Below are 17,906 nucleotides of genomic sequence, written 5' to 3' on the forward strand. Positions count from 1 at the left end.
TCCGTGTCCTTAATCCTTAGGACGCGACGGAGCCAGTGCCGGTTCCATCGACTTGGCATCGAACTTCTCGACGCCTCGGTCGAGCACTGCCAAGTCGCGGTCACACGCCGAGAGAACCGCGGCACGTCGATCGGCAGCGGCCCGCAGATCCGTTTCCACTCGTTCCAGTTCCGATTCGGTCGCCAGCGTCGCCGTTCCGATCGACTGGTTCGATGCGGGCACGAACACGGACTCCGCCGCCAGCATCCGAGCCAGAGCTGCCTGCTCCCACGCCGACTTCGCCGACGCCGCCGCGTCGGCCGCCCAGGTTCGCAGGTGCGTCCGGTCTGCCGTCGCCGCACGCGATCGCACCAGCCACCACGCCGTGAGGGCACCGAGAATCAACGACGCCGGAACGACGGCGACCTCGAGCGCGGGCAGCATCGACAGCGGCGACACCAGGATTCGGCCCAGACCGACCCCGGCGGATGCACCGACGACGATCACGATCTTGTCCTCGACGGTACGGCGTCGCGGTTTAGGTGGTTCGACGACGAATACTGTTGCTTCCGTTGGCAATTCAGCGGACATGTCGAGGTCGTCGGCGATGGACTGAATCTTGCCGGTGACGTGTGTGTCCACACGCCTCCCCGCCTCGTTCAGCTGCTCGGTCAGATGTGTCGGAAGGTGGCGAAGTTCCGATCGCGACGCCGACGAGACGGACTCGCGCGACGCGGTGACGAACGCGCGTGACTCCTCGCCGATGTCGTGATTGACCTCGGCCCTCAGAAGTTGCAGCCTCGTGCGCAGCGCCGTCGTCCGGTCGTGTCGTTCGCGATCTCGTCGCTCGACCAACGTGGCGCGTTCGGCGCGCAGACCCACCGTCGAGCCGGTTCCGGTGATCTCTCGTGCGCGCTCGACGATCGCCCGCCGGGCACCGGACGCAGCCGAATGAACGGCTGCGTCGTACTTGCGGGCGCGCAGCAGCCCGGCAGGTTCCGCCAACGCGCCTGCGAGGTAGGCGTCGAGCGCGGCGAACCCCGACTCCTCGTACAGCGCAGCGCGGGCCTGAGGCACAGCGGCGTTGCGCGCTCGTTCGGCGAGCGCAGCCGACACCGGCCACACGGACACGTCGACGGCACGCGGCGCGTACTCCGAGATGGACGCGGCGATGGAGCGCGTCACGTCACGCCACTCGCGATGCGCGTCGATCTTGTTGACGACGACCGCAACGGTGGTCGAGTCGAGTGCCGGCATCAGTTCCGCGAGCCCGCGACGTCCGATGGGCGCCGCTGCGTCGACGACGAACACGACGACGGCTGCCGATGCCACGTCCTCGCTCACTGCGCTGCGACAACCCACTTCGCGTTCGACGGCGGTGACGCCCGAGCCGCTGGTTCCGGTGACGTAGACCCCAGAGGGCACCACTCGCCGAGCGTCGGCGACGATGTCGAGTCCTTCCGGGTACCAGCGCCGGACCACGCTGCTCATGTCGCCCGGAACGTCGATCACGACGCACGCAACCTCAGGTAGCCCCGCGAGATCGCACCAGCGGCACGGCGGTGGTCCGGATCGCGGAATGCTTCCGCACGCCGATGCCACTCGACGGCAGCATCCAATGGCGGCCCAGGGTCCTGGACCTCGTTCAACGCGCGGAGTGCCGACCGCATGATCGTGAGCACGGCGTCGTCGGTCGACAGATACTCTTCGACGGCCTCGCTCGACGACGGGTACTGCACGCACAGCTCGGTGAGCCGGTGCAGCAACCGCCCCTCCCGGTCGACGCGGATGTCTCCGACTCTGCGACCGACGGCGTCCACGACATGCTCGACGCCACTGACATCGGCCAACATGCGCCGAAGCGACGCGTCGTCGACGGTGGGATCCGCGCTCAGCGCGGCGACGAGGGTACGGACACCTGCCAGTTCTATTCGCTCGACGAGGTCTCGGCGCTGTCGACGGACGACCGCATCCGAGGCGGCGAGTTCGAAGCGCTCCGGGGTCAACAGCATGTCCTCGGTCAGCGAGGTCGCTGCGACACGCAGGTCCGCGAACGACGACGGCTCACCCTCCGACACGCTCCGCGCGATGGTCCCCATGAGCGGCAGGACCGCGATTCCGACGGTGGCGGTCAGGCGGGCGATGGTGCCGGGAACATCGGCGACGGTGTCCGCCTTGGCCAGCACCGCGACGGCCGTCGGCACCGACCTCAACACCTCGACGTCGGCAGCCTGCGCGCCCGAAGCGAGTACGTGGACGACGACGTCACCGTCGAGAATCGGATCAGGAGAACGAGGTACGTCGATGGCCGCGGCCTCGGTGACGTCGACCTCGTCGAAGGAACCCCGAGCCTCCAGAACCGCACGCACCGACGATTTGCCGACGCCGACCCGTCCGGAAATCTGCACGCGAATGCGTGCGAAACATCTGTCGAGGGCTATGCCGATCTCGCGCCCCAGGTCCGCGTCGCGCATTCCCGTTTCCGACGCCAGCCGACGCAGCCGCCCTCGATCCACACCGTTCATCGCGACCCCCCGCAACAAATCCGTCCCACCGAAGATTTCGCGGGCAATTCTGACACACCGTTCCGACAGATTCTCCGTGTCGCGAGCCGCTGGCCTGCACTGTTATCAGAAGTCTCAACTACAACTCGAGACCCACCTGTCACACACTCTCCCGATGGGCGACAATGGACGCGTGAACGACCCACGGAGCACCACCCACAACCTTCGACCGGAGGACGAGCAGACCGCCGCCAGAGGGTCTCGGCTCTACCCCCGCGTGACCAGTTTCAGGTCGCGGCGTGGTGCTCTGACCGCTGCGCAGCAGGCCACGTGGGACACCCTGTGGCCGAGGATCGGCCGAGACGTCGGCGACGAGAAGATCGACATCGACGCGTGGTTCGGCAGGACCGGTCCGGCGATTCTCGAGATCGGCTCGGGCACCGGGACGGCCACGACGGCGATGGCGAAGGCCGAGCCTCACGTCAACCTGATGGCCGTCGAGGTCTACCGGCCCGGCCTGGCTCAGACACTGCAGCAGATCGAGCGCGACGAGATCGACAACATCCGACTCCTGCGCGGCGACGCGATGGACGTACTGGAGAACATGCTGACGTCCGAGTCGCTGACGGGTGTACGCGTCTTCTTCCCCGATCCGTGGCCCAAGGCGCGTCACCACAAGCGCAGGCTTCTGCAGGGCCCGACGTTCGCGATGATCGCCGATCGCCTGAAGCCCGGCGGCGTTCTGCATGTCGCGACGGATCACGCCGACTATGCAGAATGGATCGCCGAAGTCGGGAACGCCGAGCCTGCCTTGTCCGTTCTCGACTGGGAATCACCGATGACACACGAGCGTCCGGTCACCAAGTTCGAAGGCAAAGCCCAGCTTGCAGGCAGTTCGGTGACCGAGTTCATATGGGGGAAGAGCAGATGACGAACGCCAGTACCGACGTGACGGACGCCGCGCTCGACCCGACATCCGTGCTCGACACGGGTGATTCTCGACACACCAAGCGCGTGTTGCTCGTCTGGGATGCTCCCAATCTCGACATGGGCCTCGGCGCCATCCTCGGCGGACGCCCGACGGCCGCGTACCGTCCCCGCTTCGATGCGCTGGGCCGATGGCTGTTGCAGCGCACCGCCGAGCTCTCCGCAACCGGCACGGCGACACTCGAACCCGAGGCCACGGTGTTCACCAACATCGCGCCCGGCAGCGCCGACGTCGTTCGCCCGTGGGTCGAAGCGTTGCGTAACGTGGGATTCGCGGTGTTCGCCAAGCCGAAGGTCGACGAGGACAGCGACGTCGACGCCGACATGCTCGCCCACATCGAGCTTCGCAGTCGCGGCAACGGGCTTGCCGGTGTCATGGTGGCGTCCGCCGACGGCCAAGCATTTCGCGAGCCGTTGGAGAGCATCGCCGCAACGGGTGTTCCCGCCTATGTGCTCGGCTTCCGCGAGCACGCCAGCTGGGCGGTTACCTCCGAGACCCTGGAGTTCCTCGATCTGGAGGACATTCCCGGAGTCTTCCGTGAGCCGCTTCCCCGGGTCAGCCTCGACTCGCTGCCGGACGAGGGCGCATGGTTGCAGCCGTTCCGTCCACTGTCCGCCCTGCTCGTCGGGCGTCAAGGAGTTTCTTAGTGTTCGCCAGATGGGGAGATCTCGTCTACCGCTTGCGGTTCACGGTCATCGGGGTCATGGTGGCCGGCCTTCTGGGTTTCGCGGCGTACGGGCTCGATCTGAACGACCATCTGAGCCAGAGCGGCTGGGACGACCCGGGTTCGGAGTCGGTGCAGGCGTCCAAGCTCGCCGACGACACGTTCGGGCGTGACAAACAGGGCGACGTGATCGTTCTGTACACCGCTCCCGAGGGCAAGACCGTCGACGACCCGGAGTTCGACGCGAAAGTCACGGACAGCCTGAACTCGCTGGTCGCCGAACATCCGGACCAGATAGAGAAGATCAACGGAACGTACTTCAAGGCCGACGGCGTCGTCAGCGTCGCGGCCCTCGCCACCGCCGACAAGACCCACGCGATCGCCAGCATCGCGATGCTCGGTGACAACGACACCGAGCTGACCAACAACTTCCAGCAGGTCAAGGACGCCTTCTACATCGACGGCGTCGACGTCCAGGTCACGGGCCTGCAAGCCGTCGCAGGCGCACTGCAGTCCACGATGGCAGGCGACATCCACCGCATGGAACTGCTGGCCATCCCGGCCGTCGCCGTGCTGCTGTTCTTCATCTTCGGTGGCGTCGTGGCCGCGGCACTTCCGCTGATCGTAGGCGGCCTGACCGTCGTCGGCGCCAACGGCATCGTCAAGGTCTTCACCCACTTCACCGAGGTCAACAGCTTCGTCGCGCCCGTCGTGTCCCTGGTCGGGCTCGGTCTCGCCATCGACTACGGCCTGTTCATCGTCTCTCGTTTCCGCGAGGAACTCGGCGACGGTTATTCCGTGCAGCAGGCGGTACGACGATCGGTCATGACCGCAGGCAGGACCGTCGTCTTCTCGGCGACGATGATCGTGGCCAGCCTCGGCGGACTGCTCCTGTTCCCGCAGGGCTTCCTCAAATCCGTGGCATACGGGTCCATTGCGACGGTCGCCCTTGCCGCCTTGACGGCGGTCACCATCCTGCCCGCGATCCTGTCGATCCTCGGCACCCGCGTCGACGCGCTCGGCTTCAAGTTCATGCGCAAGACCAAGTCGTCCGAGGAAATCGAGAACGGCATGTGGGGCAAGCTGACCCGGTGGGTCATGCGCAACCCACTCAAGGTCACCGTCCCGATCGTGCTCGGCCTCGTACTGCTGACGCTGCCCGTGGGCAACATCAAGTTCGGTGGCATCAACGAGACATACCTGCCGCCCGACAACGTCACCCGCCAGGCGCAGAACGAGTTCGACGAGCTGTTCCCCGGCCAGCGCACCGAGCCGATCAAGGCCGTCATCCAGAACGCGCAGGGCGCCAACCTGGCCACGATCACCCGCCAGTTGAACGAAGCACCGGGCCTGATCGAGAAGTTCTCGCCGACCGGCGCCAGCAAGGACGGCATCATCGTCTTCAAGGCCGGCCTGGTCGATCGCAACGACTCCAAACCCGCAATCGATCACCTCCGTGCCATCGACGTTCCCGACGGGGCGACGGTGCAGATCACCGGCACACCCGTCATCGAGCAAGATTCGATCTCTGCGCTCGTCGCCAACCTGCCGTTGATGGCGATACTCGTCGTTCTGGTCGTGACGCTGCTGATGTTCCTGACGTTCGGATCGTTGGTGTTGCCGATCAAGGCGGTGCTCATGACGACCCTCGGCCTTGGCGCCACGATGGGCATCCTGACCTGGATCTTCATCGACGGCAACGGCGCCAGTTTCATGAACTTCACACCAGGGCCGATCATGGCACCGGTCCTGGTGTTGATCATCGCGATCGTGTTCGGGCTCTCGACCGACTACGAGGTGTTCCTGCTCTCTCGCATGGTCGAAGCGCGAGAACGAGGCGCCTCGACGAGCGAGGCCATTCGCGTCGGTACGTCCCACACCGGCCGGATCATCACCGCGGCCGCGTTGATTCTCATCGTCGTCACCGGCGCCTTCGCGTTCTCGGATCTGGTGATGATGAAGTACATCGCCTACGGCATGATCGCCGCGTTGATCATCGACGCGACGCTCATCCGCATGTTCCTCGTCCCGGCGACGATGAAACTGCTCGGCGACGACTGCTGGTGGGCTCCGCAGTGGATGAAGCGCATCCAGCAGAAGCTCGGACTCGGCGAGACGATCCTGGAAGACGAGCTGCTGCCGCAAGACGTCCCGGTGCTCGCTCCCGTCGGCGGTTCGATCCGCCCGGCTGCCCGACCGGTCGCTCGGGCCAACGAACCGTTAACCGAACCGATCCCCGTCGTCGCGCCCACCGGGTCCGGCCCTATCCGCGCCACACACGCCGCGAAGGAAGAAGAACGTCGATCGGCAACGGGCAAGCCGCACACGGCACCGGCCGAGGCGTCGACCCCTCCCGCTCCTCCCGTACAGCCGCGGACCGTCGCCGCTCCGCAGGTTCCCGACGACTGTCAGCCCGCGCGCAAGCCGCAGCCGACGACTCGCGAGACCGTGCAGCCGAACCGCGCGAGCGAACCGGCGCGCGCGTCGACACCCGATCCGCGCTCGATCGAGAGTTGGCTCGCGGACCTGCGCGCGCCGAGCCAGAAGTCGAGCACACCCGAGACGCCGAAGAACACCCGTTCCGACGAAGACCAGGTCGGTGCAGGCAGTTCCACCGGGCGGGGTGGCACCACCCGCAACGGATACGGCAATTCGGGTACCACGAACGGCGCCTACAACGGTGTCAACGGCTCGAGCGGCACCAACGGCACCTACAACGGAACCAACGGCACGGCGACGAACGGCGCCGACACTCCGTCGCGCAGTACCGGCGGGATCCGTGGGTACTCACAGGGTTCTGCCTCGGCGCCGGAGTCCCCACAACGTCCGCCTGCAGACCCGCGACCGCGGTACGACGCCTCGACGCGCAACGCACCGTCACGGCGGGCACAGCCGCCGGAGCCCGACGCTCCTGCAGCCACGCCGACGCGTCGTAGCGAGGACTCCCCTGCCCCGTCGTCGCGCGCCGGACGCCGTTCTTCGGAGAACCCCGAGACGCCGGAATCCGACGCCGACAGCGGACGCCATCGCGGCGGCCAACAGGCGTTGAGCGTCAGCGAATTGCTCGCGAGGGAGCGGCGGAAGTAAACACACCAAGACGATCAGGCGGCCACTCCGAATCATCGGAGTGGCCGTTCTCGTGCGTCCCGACTGCACTGCGTTTTCAACCATCGACACGGGGGAGATGAATGTTCGCGACATGGGGGATCCTGGTTCACCGCCTGCGGTTCACGGTCATCGGAGTGATGATCGCGGGGCTGCTGGCGTTGGCCGGGTACGGGATAGGCGTCGAAAATCATCTCAGCCAAAGCGGATTCGACGATCCCGGATCCGAAGCCGTACAGGCCGCCGCACTCGCGGACCGGACGTTCGGACGTGACACCCAGGGCGACGTGCTCGTCCTGTACACCGCGCCCGAGGGCAAGACCGTCGACGATCCGGAATTCTCGGCGACGGTCGTCGACAGTTTGAGCTCGCTGGTCACCGACCACTCCGGGCAGATCGACAAGATCAACGGCACCTACTTCCCGGTGCCGGACACCGTCCGTGCCGCCGCCCTCGCGACGGAGGACAAGAAGATCGGGATCGCGAGCATCGCGATCGCCGGTGCCGACGACACCGAGCGGACCGACAACTTCCAAGCCGTCGAGCACGCGTTCGACATCGACGGCGTCGACGTGCAGGTGGCAGGCCTACAAGCTGTGGCGGGGGCGTTGCAGTCCACGATGTCCGAGGACATCCACCGTATGGAAGTACTCGCGATCCCCGCCGTGGCGGTGCTGCTGTTCTTCGTGTTCGGCGGCGTCGTGGCGGCCGCGTTGCCGCTGATCGTGGGCGGTCTGACCGTCGTCGCCGCCAACGGCATGGTGCGCTTCTTCACCAATTTCACCGAGGTCAACACGTTCGTTCAGCCGGTCGTGTCGATGGTCGGGCTCGGCCTCGCGATCGACTACGGCCTGTTCATCGTCTCTCGGTTTCGCGAAGAACTGGGCGACGGACGCGAGACCAAGGAGGCCGTTCGGCGCACCGTCATGACGGCGGGCCGCACCGTCGTGTTCTCGGCGACGATGATCGTCGCATGTCTCGGCGGACTGCTCCTGTTTCCGCACGGCTTCTTGAAGTCCGTTGCGTACGGGTCCATCACGACGGTCGCCTTGGCTGCGCTGACGGCCGTGACGGTGCTGCCGGCCATTCTGGCGATCCTCGGCCGACGCGTCGACGCACTCGGTTTCAAGTTCATGCGCAAGACCAAGTCGTCGGACGAGATCGAAAACGGTATGTGGGGCAAGCTGACTCGCTGGGTCATGCGTCGGCCCGTCAAGGTCGCGGTCGCGATCACGCTCGGGCTCGTCGTTCTGACGTTGCCGGTCGGTCGCATCGAGTTCGGCGGAATCAACGAGACCTACCTGCCACCCGACAATCCGACTCGCGTCGCACAGGAACAGTTCGACGAGCTGTTCCCCGGACAACGCACCGAGCCGCTGAAGCTCGTCATCCAGAACGCGCAGGGCAGTGACCTCGCGGCGATCACGAAGCAGGCCAACGAGGCACCGGGCCTGGTGGAGAAGTTCTCGGCGACGGGCGCCAGCAAGGACGGCATCATCGTCTTCAAGGCGGGCCTGGTCGATCGCAACGATTCCCAGCCTGCCATCGATCACCTCCGCAGCATGGACATCCCCGACGGCGCCACCGTCCAGATAACGGGAACGCCTGCCATCGAACGCGATTCGATCACCGCGCTCGTGGACATGCTTCCGTTGACCGCAATTCTCGTCGTATGCATAGTGACGCTGCTGATGTTCCTGACGTTCGGATCGTTGGTGTTGCCGATCAAGGCGGTGCTCATGACGACCCTTGGCCTCGGCGCGACGATGGGCATCCTGACGTGGATCTTCATCGACGGCCATGGCACGAGTTTCATGAACTTCACTCCGGGTCCGATCATGGCGATGATTCTGTTGTTGATCGCCGCGATCGTGTTCGGCCTGTCGACCGATTACGAGGTCTTCCTGCTCTCTCGCATGGTCGAGGCTCACGAAAAGGGCGCCAGTACAACCGATTCGATTCGTATCGGCACCGCGCATTCCGGCCGGATCATCACCGCCGCGGCGTTGATTCTCATCGTCGTCACCGGTTCGTTCGCGTTCTCGGATCTGGTGATGATGAAATACATCGCCTACGGCATGATCGCGGCACTGATCATCGATGCGACGGTGATCCGCATGTTCCTCGTGCCCGCGACGATGAAACTGCTCGGTGACGACTGCTGGTGGGCACCGCAGTGGATGAAGCGGATCCAGCGGAAGCTGGGGCTGGGCGAGACGTTCCTGTAGACCCCGAGTCGTGAGTGAAAATGTATAGAGGGCAGGAGCGGAGCCTGCGGAGCGACCAAAGGACGCTGCGCATTTTCACTCACGACGGGCGGGTCATCGTTCCGCGAATACCTTGGCGTACCGAGTCCCGGCGAACAGCAGGAGCAGTCCGACGACGATGAACGCACTCACGCGGAACAGCCCGTCGAGCGCGACCAGATCGAACAGGAAGAGCTTGGCCACCGCCGCCGCCGTCAGCGACAGACCGGCCAACAGTGCAGTGTGCGCGTACTTCTCGCTTCGAAGACCGAGTGCGAGCAGTGCCATGGCGATGGCCATCCACTCGATCGTCGCCGCACAATGCCCGGCGACGAATCCCTCGGAGCCACCGAGCGCCGCGACTCCGAGCGCCGCGACTCCGAGCGAGACGGTTGCCGACGTCATCGCATACAGCGACACGATGCCGGCGAGCACCCAGCAGGCTTCGAGGTTGTTGTTCGCGATCGACAGATGGCGAGCGACGAGAACGAGTCCGATCATGGCGGCAGTCAACAGAACTCCTGCAATGACGACACCGATGTCCCCGGCCGCGTAGTCGGAGTCCATCAACGCATCCGGCGGTGCGACGACCAGGAAGCCGAGCGCACCGAGCGCTGCGAACGCGGCACCGAACCAGTACGTCGCTTTCGACGACATCTGCCACGCTGCGGCGATCATGCCTGCGGCGACCACGAGGAGTGCGGCGGGTCGCAGGTCGGCCGACGTCGGGACCAGCACTGCCTGCAACAGTGCTATCGCCCCAACGGTACCCAGAACCAGCCTGGTCAGGGTCGGCAACCAGTGCGCAAGAGCAATCGTCACGACGCACATCAGAGCGACCACAGCCTCGACCAGAGTGTGGGTCCACGGCGCGAACAGCGCTCCGACCGCGAGCATCGGCACCGCGACGACACCGATCATCGCCGACGCCATCGCGTCGGCGACATTGCGCCGCAACAACTCCACCGAACTACCGAGACCGAACGCGAAGACGATCGCAGCGGCGACGAGCAACTGCACCGCGTTCTCCCACGACAGGGACCACGTCACCCCACGTGCGATACCGATCAGGAGCACCACGACGACGGGAACCGTCCGCACGAGATTCAGGATCGGCCAGTCCCGTCCGAGCTGTGCAGGGAAGCCGGCAAGGAGCATCACCGTGAAGAATGCGATGAGCGGCAACGAAAGTCCGTCGGTGACGACCGGGGCACACACCGTCACGCCGACGAGAATCAATGCTGCCATCGGCTGCGATCGCCACGACACCGCCAACGCGACTCCCGCCGCGGCGATTCCGAATGCGACACTCAATCCGAGCACCGGATGCAGCCAGCCGTAGATCGACGTCACGGCAACGACATCCAGGTACAGACCCGCGATACCGGTTGCGGCGACGGCAATTCCACCGACTCGCCCGCCTGGCCGGCCGAATACCCTCGCTCCGACGGCGATCAACCCCACCGACAGCACCGCCCCGGCGCCGACTCGCAGCTCTGGCCCGAACCACCCGGCCTGAGCTGCGAGCACGAGAAGCATCACGACACCGATCAGCGTGACCCCCGCGCCTGCGACGGCGAGCAGGCGGCTGATGACGCCGTCACGTTGCCACCAGGGCTCTTTCGGGGACGGCGTGGGTCGCGACGTGTAAGCGGCAACCGACGGCGACGGGCGCGGCTGGAACTGGGGCTGAGGCACGGGCTGGGGCTGGGGCGTCGGCCGGGCCTGGGGCACCGGCTGAGGCATCGGCTGCGGCCGGGCAGGCACCTGCTGAGCAGGCTGTACGACGAGCTGAGTATGCAATGCGTTCAGATCCCCGGAGACCTGCCGTAGATGCTCGCCCAGAGTGAGGAACTGGCCGGACAACCTGGCCACCAACTGCGGATCCACACCGTTACCACGCGGAGTTGTCATACCAGGAAACCCTTCAGGACCCTGGCCCCACGGGCTTGAGTAGTCCTACTCGGTTGTCACTAGGTGTTTTCGTGACGCGGTGTGCGTGTTCTCCGGAATCGGCAGGCCGAGGTGGCCGCGCAGAGTGTCCGACGTGTAGTCCGCGCGCGCAAGCCCACGTTCGACGAGTATCGGCACCACCTCGGTCCTGAAGCGACGCCAGTCACCCGGATCCTGCACGAACAGGTTGAAGCCGTCGGCCGCCCCACTGCGGTACCAGCGTTCGATCTCGTCGGCGATCGTGGTGGGCGTGCCGACGAACGTCGCCCAATGCTCGATCAGGCTGTGGAGTGCCTGACGCAGCGTCCACCCGTGTACGGCGGCCTGGGACGCCAGTGACGCAGCGCCCGCGAGGGACTCGGGCGTCGACGGGTCCACCCGAGGGAACGGAGCATCGAGGTCGTAGGAGACGAAGCTGCGGCCACCGAACAGCCTCTGCACCTGGGCCAGGAGCCGTTCGATCGGTACACGCGCGTGGATCTCGTCCAGCGCCTGACGGGCCTCGTCATCGGTATCTCGGATCACGACGCTCAGGCCGGGGACGAACAGCAGGTCGTCGCGGCCCTGGGCCCGACTCAGTATGTCCGATTTCAGTTCCGCTGCAGACTCTTTCGTGCGTGCGAAGCTGAACACGACGTCGGCGACCTGAGCACTGAGGTCGCGACCGTCGTCGGACGTACCCGCCTGGATCAGCACCGGCTGACCTTGCTTGGACCGCTGGACGTTCAACGGCCCTGTGACGGAGAAGAATTCGCCGACATGATCGAGCCGATGTTGCTTCGCCGGGTCCAGGAACTGCTCCGCTGTCTTGTCGGTCGTGAAGGCATCGTCCTCGTACGAGTTCCACAGACCGGTGACGACGTCGACGCTCTCCCGCGCCCGGCGATACCGCGTCGCGTAGTCCCCATGTTCCGTTCGACTGAAATTCCCGGCCGTGCCCGGATCCTGACTGGTGACGATGTTCTACGCGGCCCGGCCACCGCTGATCAGATCGAGCGACGCCAACCGTCGGGCAATGTCCCATGGCTCGCTGTACGTGGTACTGACGGTCGCCACGACGCCGATACGCTCGGTAGAGACGGCAACAGCCGACAGCAGGGTCAGCGGTTCGAGCCGATTGAGATGGTGCGGAGGGAAACCCGGGTCGATGTACTGGCTGTCGACGACGAAGACGAAGTCGAACTTCGCGTCCTCGGCCTCCCTGGCCTGCTCGATGTACCAGCCGATGTCGATGCTTGCCGTCGTCGGGACATCGGGGTGGCGCCACAGGTGCGCGCCACTCGCGTCGCCGACGCCGACGAGCACGGCTCCGAGCACGAGCGACCGGTCCGTCACGACGCACTCTCCCCTGCCAGCGCGAGTCGCAATTCGCGGCGACGTTCCCGGCTGACGGTTCCACCGGACAGTGTCGGCGCCGAGCCGAGGAGCAATGCCGTGTACGGGTGCGCGGGCGAATTGATGACGCGTGCAGTCGGACCCACCTCGACGATGCGGCCTTGATACAGCACGGCGATCCGGTCGACGAGCGCGGCGACCGCACCGAGATCGTGAGAGATGAACAGCTGGGCGATGTTCCGAGTCCTGCCGAGTTCGGTCAACAGCTTCAGGATCTGAATCCGGTTCACCGAGTCGAGGGCGCTGACGGGCTCGTCGAGCAGCAACAGAGAAGGATCGAGTACGACGGCGCGCGCGATCGCGATGCGTTGACGCTGACCGCCCGACAGCTCGGCGGGCAGTCTCGACGCAATGTCTCGGTCCAGGCCGACACTTGCGACCGCGTCGGCGACCCTCGATCGAATCTCGTTGCGGTCCAGCCCTCCACGCACGATCAGACCTTCGGCGATGGAGTCTCCCACCTCGATGTCGGGGTCGAGGCTGGCCAGCGGGTCCTGAAACACGTACTGCACTGCACCGCTCCGGCGATGTGCACGTAGTTCGTTCTTGCTCAGCGAATCGATTCTGCGGCCGTTCAATTCGACCGACCCCGACACCGGGCTGATCAGACCGAGGACGGTACGCGCGAGAGTGGTTTTCCCTGAACCGCTTTCGCCGATCAGACCGATCTTCTCACCGGCGGCGATGTCCAGGTCGATTCCGTGCAGAATGGTTCGTCGCTTGGCTCGAACACCACGATCGACACTCAGATCGTTCAGACGCAGAAGCGGAGTGTTATCGGACACCTGCGTTTCCCTTCTCCAGCACGGCTTCCAACCCGTAGTCGCGGTGGTTGTCCACGAGTTGCCGGGTGTAGTCGTGCCGAGGTTCGTTCATCAACCGCTCGGCCGTTCCCGCTTCCACGACACCGCCGTCGCGCATGACGATGACGTCGTCGCACACCTGCGCGACGACGGCCAGATCATGCGAGACCAAGACCAAGGCAAGTCCGAGCTCGATGCGAAGGTCGTCGATGAGATCGAGAACCACGGCCTGCACTGTGACATCGAGCGCGGTGGTGGCCTCGTCGGCGATCAGTAGTTCTGGTTCGGCGCACACCGCGATCGCGATCAAGACTCGCTGCAGCATGCCTCCGGACAGCTCGTACGGGTGCTGCCGGTACACCGATTCGGGATCGCGCAGCCCCATCTTGGCGAACAGCTCGACAGCGCGCTTCTTCGCATCCTTGCGCGAGAGCCCGACGGTCGCCCGGAGCGCCTCGGCAAGCTGCTCGCCGACGCGTATCGACGGGTTGAGATAGGCGGACGGGTCCTGGAAGACCGCAGAAATTCGTGTTCCGCGCAGTGGCCGCCATTGCTTGCTGTTCAACTCGGTCAGCTCGGTGCCGTCGAAGTCGATGGAACCCGAGGACACTGCGAGGCCGTCGGGCAGAATTCCGAGAATCGCTCTGCACGTCAACGACTTTCCGCTGCCGGACTCGCCGACGATACCGAGCGCTCCGCCCTTGTTCAGCACGAAGTCGACGCCGCGCACCAACTCGGTGCCGTCGGCGAGGCCGATGTGCAGATCGCTGACCGTCAAGATCGGAACACGCTTATTAGCAGCGCTTTTCGTCAGTTCGACCGTTTCAGTGGACATCGGCGGCGACCTTCTTCGTCTCGGGTGTGCGTCGGGCCCTCGGGCGTCCGGTGGCGTCGCGTATCGCGTCGGCGATGGCGTTGAGTGCCCACACGGTCGCGACGATCAACAGCGCTGGAACGACGGGTGACCACGGCGCTTGGTACAGGTACTGCAACCCACCCGCCAACAAACCACCCCACGTGGGATTCGGTGGTACGACGCCGATTCCGAGGAACGTGAGCGATGCGACGATGACGAGACTCGCGCCGGTCATCGTCGCGAACGTGACGCCGACGGCGGGCGCTACCTTGCGGACGGCATGGCGCAGCACGATCCAGCGTGTCGTCGCACCCATCAGCGCCGCCGCTTCGACGTACTGGGATGTTGCGACGGTCATCGCCGCGGCGCGGGTGACGCGGTAGAACGCGGGTGCGATGAGGATTCCGACAGCGAACATCGCTTGCGCGAGACCGTTACCCAGTAGCGCCGTCATCGCCACGGCGAACACGAGGAACGGCAAGGTGATCAACGCATCCATCAATCGCAGCGTGAACCATTCGACTCCGCGCCCGAGGTAGACCGACAAGAAGCCGGGGATCACGCCGAGCAGGAAGCCCACCGCGACGGACTGCAGTGCTGACAGCACCGACACCGTCGAGCCGGCCAGCACGCGGCTGAACACGTCTCGTCCGACGTTGTCGGTTCCGAGCCAGTGCACCGAACTCGGGCCCTGGAGAATCGCGGTGCTGTCCTGTTCGAGTGGGTCGAACGGGGCAAGCACAGGTCCGAGGACGGCGAGGAGTACGACGATCGCCAAGACGGCGAACGCCAGCTGCACCGATCGGTATCGCACGAGTGTCGAGAACATGTCTTGTTTCACTCTCTCCGCTTGGCTGCAGGCTGGAGGGTGCCCTGGGTGATGTTGACGACGATGTTGCACACCAACACGAACACGATGGCGACGACGAGAGTGCCCTGCACGATGGGCACGTCTCCGCGGAGCGCCGAATCGGCTGCGAGACGACCGAATCCGGGCATCGAGAACATCGTCTCCATGACGACCGCGCCGCCGATCAGCGTCGGAATCTTCATGCCGAGGATCGCAAGTGCCGGGCCAGCACCGTTTCGGAGCGCGTGGACGAACAGGATTCTTCGCGGACTGATCCCTCGGACGACTGCGCCGACGATGTAGTTCTGGTCGAGTTCGGCGACCAGGCCCGTCCGTAGCTGGCGGGCGATGTCGGCGACGACGTCCATGCTCAGCGCGACGGCGGGCATGATCACCAGCATCAGCCATCGTCCTGGATCTTCCTCCAGCGGAACGTAACCCGCGGACGGCAACCAGCCGAGCCACACGCTGAACACGAGGATCAACCCGATCGAGATGACGAACGGCGGAAGTGTCGATACCACCGACGTGTAAGCCGTGACGGCCCTGTCGAACAAGCTCCCCCGGTACACCGCAGCCAGCAGACCGAGGCCGACGCCGAAGATCAGTCCGATCACGAGAGCCAGTCCGGCGATCGATGCGCTGACCGCCAGACGCTGACCGATGAGTTCGGACACGGGAATTCGGTTGAACCACGAGACGCCGAGGTCACCCGTCAGGACTCCGGACATCCAATCGGTGTACTGAGCCCACACCGGTTTGTCGAGACCGAACTCGGCGTCGATTCGAGCGATGGTCTCCGGAGTCGCCGCGTCCCCGGCGATGCCTGCGGCCGGGTTCAATCCGCTTGTCGCACCGAGGAGGAACGTGATGAGCGTCGAGAACAGAAAGACCGGAACGACGATCAGTACGGTGCCGAGAACGACACGTAGAACCGCGCGCAGCCGCACCGCCCACACCGAGGGCGCTGGTACTCCCTCGGTGCGAGCGGATTCGATCGCCGTCGTCGTCGTCATGAGACCGTGACGCCTTCCCATCGGACCTGGGACGGGAGGATGTTCAGGTTCTGCAGATCAGGGTTCGACACGATGATCCACGGGGTGCTGAACAGGTAGTTGGTGGGCGACTGCTCCACACCGACCTTCACAGCATTCCACAGGCGGTTCTTGTACTCGGGATCCTCGATCGGCGTGCTGCGCACCTCTTCGAGCGCGGCGGTGAACTCGGGTGATGCGTGCGGTCCGGAGAGGTTCATGATGCCCTGGGGCCCGTACGTGGCCAGCAGGTTCTGCACCGGCGACTCGCGCCCGATGGTGCCGTCCGTTGCGAGCTGCGGGTTCTTCGCGAGGTAGACCTCGCTCTGCCATGTGGACGACCCCGGCGGCACGACGGAGATGGTCGACTCGACGCCGATCTTCTTCAGCTGCGCCTGTGCGAGTTCCGCACGGTCGGTTGCCGTCGACATCGCGGTGATCTGGATAGACAACTGTCCCGGCCCGTACCCGGCCTCCTGCAGCAGGCTCACCGCACGGTCGGGATCGTAGCTCCACAGGTCTTCGATCTCGGGGTTGAACGCGAGGTAGCCCTCCGGGAACGGCTGGCTCGTCGTACTGCCGAGTCCGCCGGTGATGACGTCGACGAACGCCTGCCGATCGAAGGCGTATCGGAATGCTTCGACCACCTTGGGGTTGTCGAACGGCGCCTTGTTCAGGTTGATCGAGACGTTGTTCGCGGCCAACGACGGTTCGACGGTCACGTTCAGTCCCGCTGCTTCGGCTTCCTTCGCTTGCAGCGCAGGCAATGTCGCGAAGTCGATCGAGCCGGACTGTACGCCTGCGACGAGGGTCGCCGGGTCAGGTGCGACGGTCAACTCGAACCGATCGATGTTGATGTTCGCCGCATCCCAGTAGTCCGGGTTCTTCTCGAAGTACGCATGGTCCTCGGCGACGAACTCGGTGATCTTGAACGGGCCTGCTCCGACGGGCCACACGCTGAGCTTCTGTGTGTCCGACGCGGCGGCCGGGCTCGAGATCGCGCCGGTGCGTCCTGCTACCAGGTACGGAATCTGGTAGTCCGGGTACGCCAGCTTCAGAGTCACGTCGGTGGCGCTGTCGGCAGTGACTTCGGTGACGTCGGCCAACTGATCTTTGAGGAACGAATCCTCCTGCGTCTTACCGCGATCGAAGAACGCCTTGACGGCGGCCGCGTCGAGCGCGGTGCCGTCGGAGAACGTCAGGCCCTCGCGCAGCGTGAAGGTCACTGCGGTTCCGGTGGGGTCGTACTCCCAGCTCTCGGCGAGCGACGGTTCGACGTCGCCGCTCTCGTCGAGGCGGGTCAGCGACGCGTACGCGAGGCTGATGGTGTTGATGTCGTTGCCGGTGCGGCTGGTCACCGGATCCCACGACGTGGGCAGGCTGAACGCCCACTTGACCTCGGACCCTTCGGATCCGCTCGCGCCACCGCATGCGGTTGCGACAAGGGACACGATGACCCCGAGTGCTGCTACGCCGGCGAGACGCCGACCCGACTTGCTCACTTGATACTCCTGGAGAGAATGTTGACG

The 17,906-nt window shown here is 65.2% G+C and carries 12 protein-coding genes and 1 pseudogene; 4 read left to right on the top strand and 9 right to left on the bottom strand.

What is annotated here, in order from left to right; genetic code table 11:
* Nucleotides 1-9 precede the first annotated feature (9 nt).
* Nucleotides 10-1,491: a P-loop NTPase family protein gene (locus CHB96_RS15085; protein ID WP_089247579.1), complete on the bottom strand. Its 1,482-nt coding sequence runs from the start codon at nucleotides 1,489-1,491 to the stop codon at nucleotides 10-12.
* On the bottom strand, nucleotides 1,488-2,504 hold the full coding sequence (locus tag CHB96_RS15090; protein ID WP_089247581.1) for a hypothetical protein: 1,017 nt from the start codon (nucleotides 2,502-2,504) through the stop codon (nucleotides 1,488-1,490). The genes CHB96_RS15085 and CHB96_RS15090 overlap by 4 nt, the downstream gene beginning before the upstream one ends.
* Nucleotides 2,505-2,658: 154 nt before the next feature.
* Between CHB96_RS15090 and trmB the strand changes: the two genes are divergently transcribed.
* The 4 genes from trmB (at nucleotide 2,659) to CHB96_RS15110 (ending at nucleotide 9,468) form a co-directional block, all read left to right on the top strand.
* Nucleotides 2,659-3,414, top strand: coding sequence for a tRNA (guanosine(46)-N7)-methyltransferase TrmB (trmB, locus tag CHB96_RS15095; protein WP_089247583.1), 756 nt, complete (start codon nucleotides 2,659-2,661; stop codon nucleotides 3,412-3,414).
* Nucleotides 3,411-4,118 (top strand): NYN domain-containing protein, encoded by a 708-nt coding sequence (locus CHB96_RS15100; RefSeq protein WP_089247585.1) that lies wholly within the window; start codon nucleotides 3,411-3,413, stop codon nucleotides 4,116-4,118. Before trmB ends, CHB96_RS15100 begins: the two co-directional genes overlap by 4 nt.
* Nucleotides 4,118-7,222 (top strand): MMPL family transporter, encoded by a 3,105-nt coding sequence (locus tag CHB96_RS15105; RefSeq protein ID WP_089247586.1) that lies wholly within the window; start codon nucleotides 4,118-4,120, stop codon nucleotides 7,220-7,222. The genes CHB96_RS15100 and CHB96_RS15105 overlap by 1 nt, the downstream gene beginning before the upstream one ends.
* A 101-nt stretch (nucleotides 7,223-7,323) precedes the next feature.
* The gene (locus tag CHB96_RS15110) at nucleotides 7,324-9,468 is read left to right on the top strand and encodes an MMPL family transporter (protein ID WP_089247588.1); all 2,145 of its coding nucleotides are present in this window, start codon (nucleotides 7,324-7,326) and stop codon (nucleotides 9,466-9,468) included.
* A gap of 93 nt (nucleotides 9,469-9,561) precedes the next feature.
* On the opposite strand, the gene CHB96_RS15115 is transcribed toward CHB96_RS15110, so the two are convergent.
* From CHB96_RS15115 to CHB96_RS15145, 7 genes and pseudogenes are all read right to left on the bottom strand, one after another.
* Nucleotides 9,562-11,400 carry a DUF2339 domain-containing protein gene (locus CHB96_RS15115; RefSeq protein ID WP_089247590.1) on the bottom strand — a complete coding sequence of 613 codons (1,839 nt, stop codon included), beginning with the start codon at nucleotides 11,398-11,400 and terminating at the stop codon, nucleotides 9,562-9,564.
* 45 nt (nucleotides 11,401-11,445) lie between these two features.
* Nucleotides 11,446-12,774 (bottom strand): annotated as a pseudogene (locus CHB96_RS15120) (NtaA/DmoA family FMN-dependent monooxygenase).
* Complete coding sequence (locus tag CHB96_RS15125; protein WP_089247592.1) at nucleotides 12,771-13,619, bottom strand: ABC transporter ATP-binding protein; 849 nt, start codon at nucleotides 13,617-13,619, stop codon at nucleotides 12,771-12,773. The pseudogene CHB96_RS15120 and the gene CHB96_RS15125 overlap by 4 nt, the downstream one beginning before the upstream one ends.
* Nucleotides 13,609-14,472: an ABC transporter ATP-binding protein gene (locus tag CHB96_RS15130; RefSeq protein WP_089247594.1), complete on the bottom strand. Its 864-nt coding sequence runs from the start codon at nucleotides 14,470-14,472 to the stop codon at nucleotides 13,609-13,611. Before CHB96_RS15130 ends, CHB96_RS15125 begins: the two co-directional genes overlap by 11 nt.
* Entirely contained in the window at nucleotides 14,462-15,322 is an 861-nt protein-coding gene (locus CHB96_RS15135) for an ABC transporter permease (protein ID WP_089247596.1), read from the bottom strand. The genes CHB96_RS15130 and CHB96_RS15135 overlap by 11 nt, the downstream gene beginning before the upstream one ends.
* Nucleotides 15,323-15,330: 8 nt before the next feature.
* Nucleotides 15,331-16,359: an ABC transporter permease gene (locus tag CHB96_RS15140; RefSeq protein WP_089247598.1), complete on the bottom strand. Its 1,029-nt coding sequence runs from the start codon at nucleotides 16,357-16,359 to the stop codon at nucleotides 15,331-15,333.
* A complete protein-coding gene (locus CHB96_RS15145; protein ID WP_089247600.1) occupies nucleotides 16,356-17,879 on the bottom strand; it encodes an ABC transporter substrate-binding protein in 1,524 nt (507 codons plus the stop codon). The genes CHB96_RS15140 and CHB96_RS15145 overlap by 4 nt, the downstream gene beginning before the upstream one ends.
* Between the last annotated feature and the right edge of the window lie 27 nt (nucleotides 17,880-17,906).

Origin of the sequence: Rhodococcoides kyotonense (genome assembly GCF_900188125.1) — a bacterium.
In the GTDB taxonomy this organism is placed as follows: Bacteria; Actinomycetota; Actinomycetes; order Mycobacteriales; family Mycobacteriaceae; genus Rhodococcoides; species Rhodococcoides kyotonense.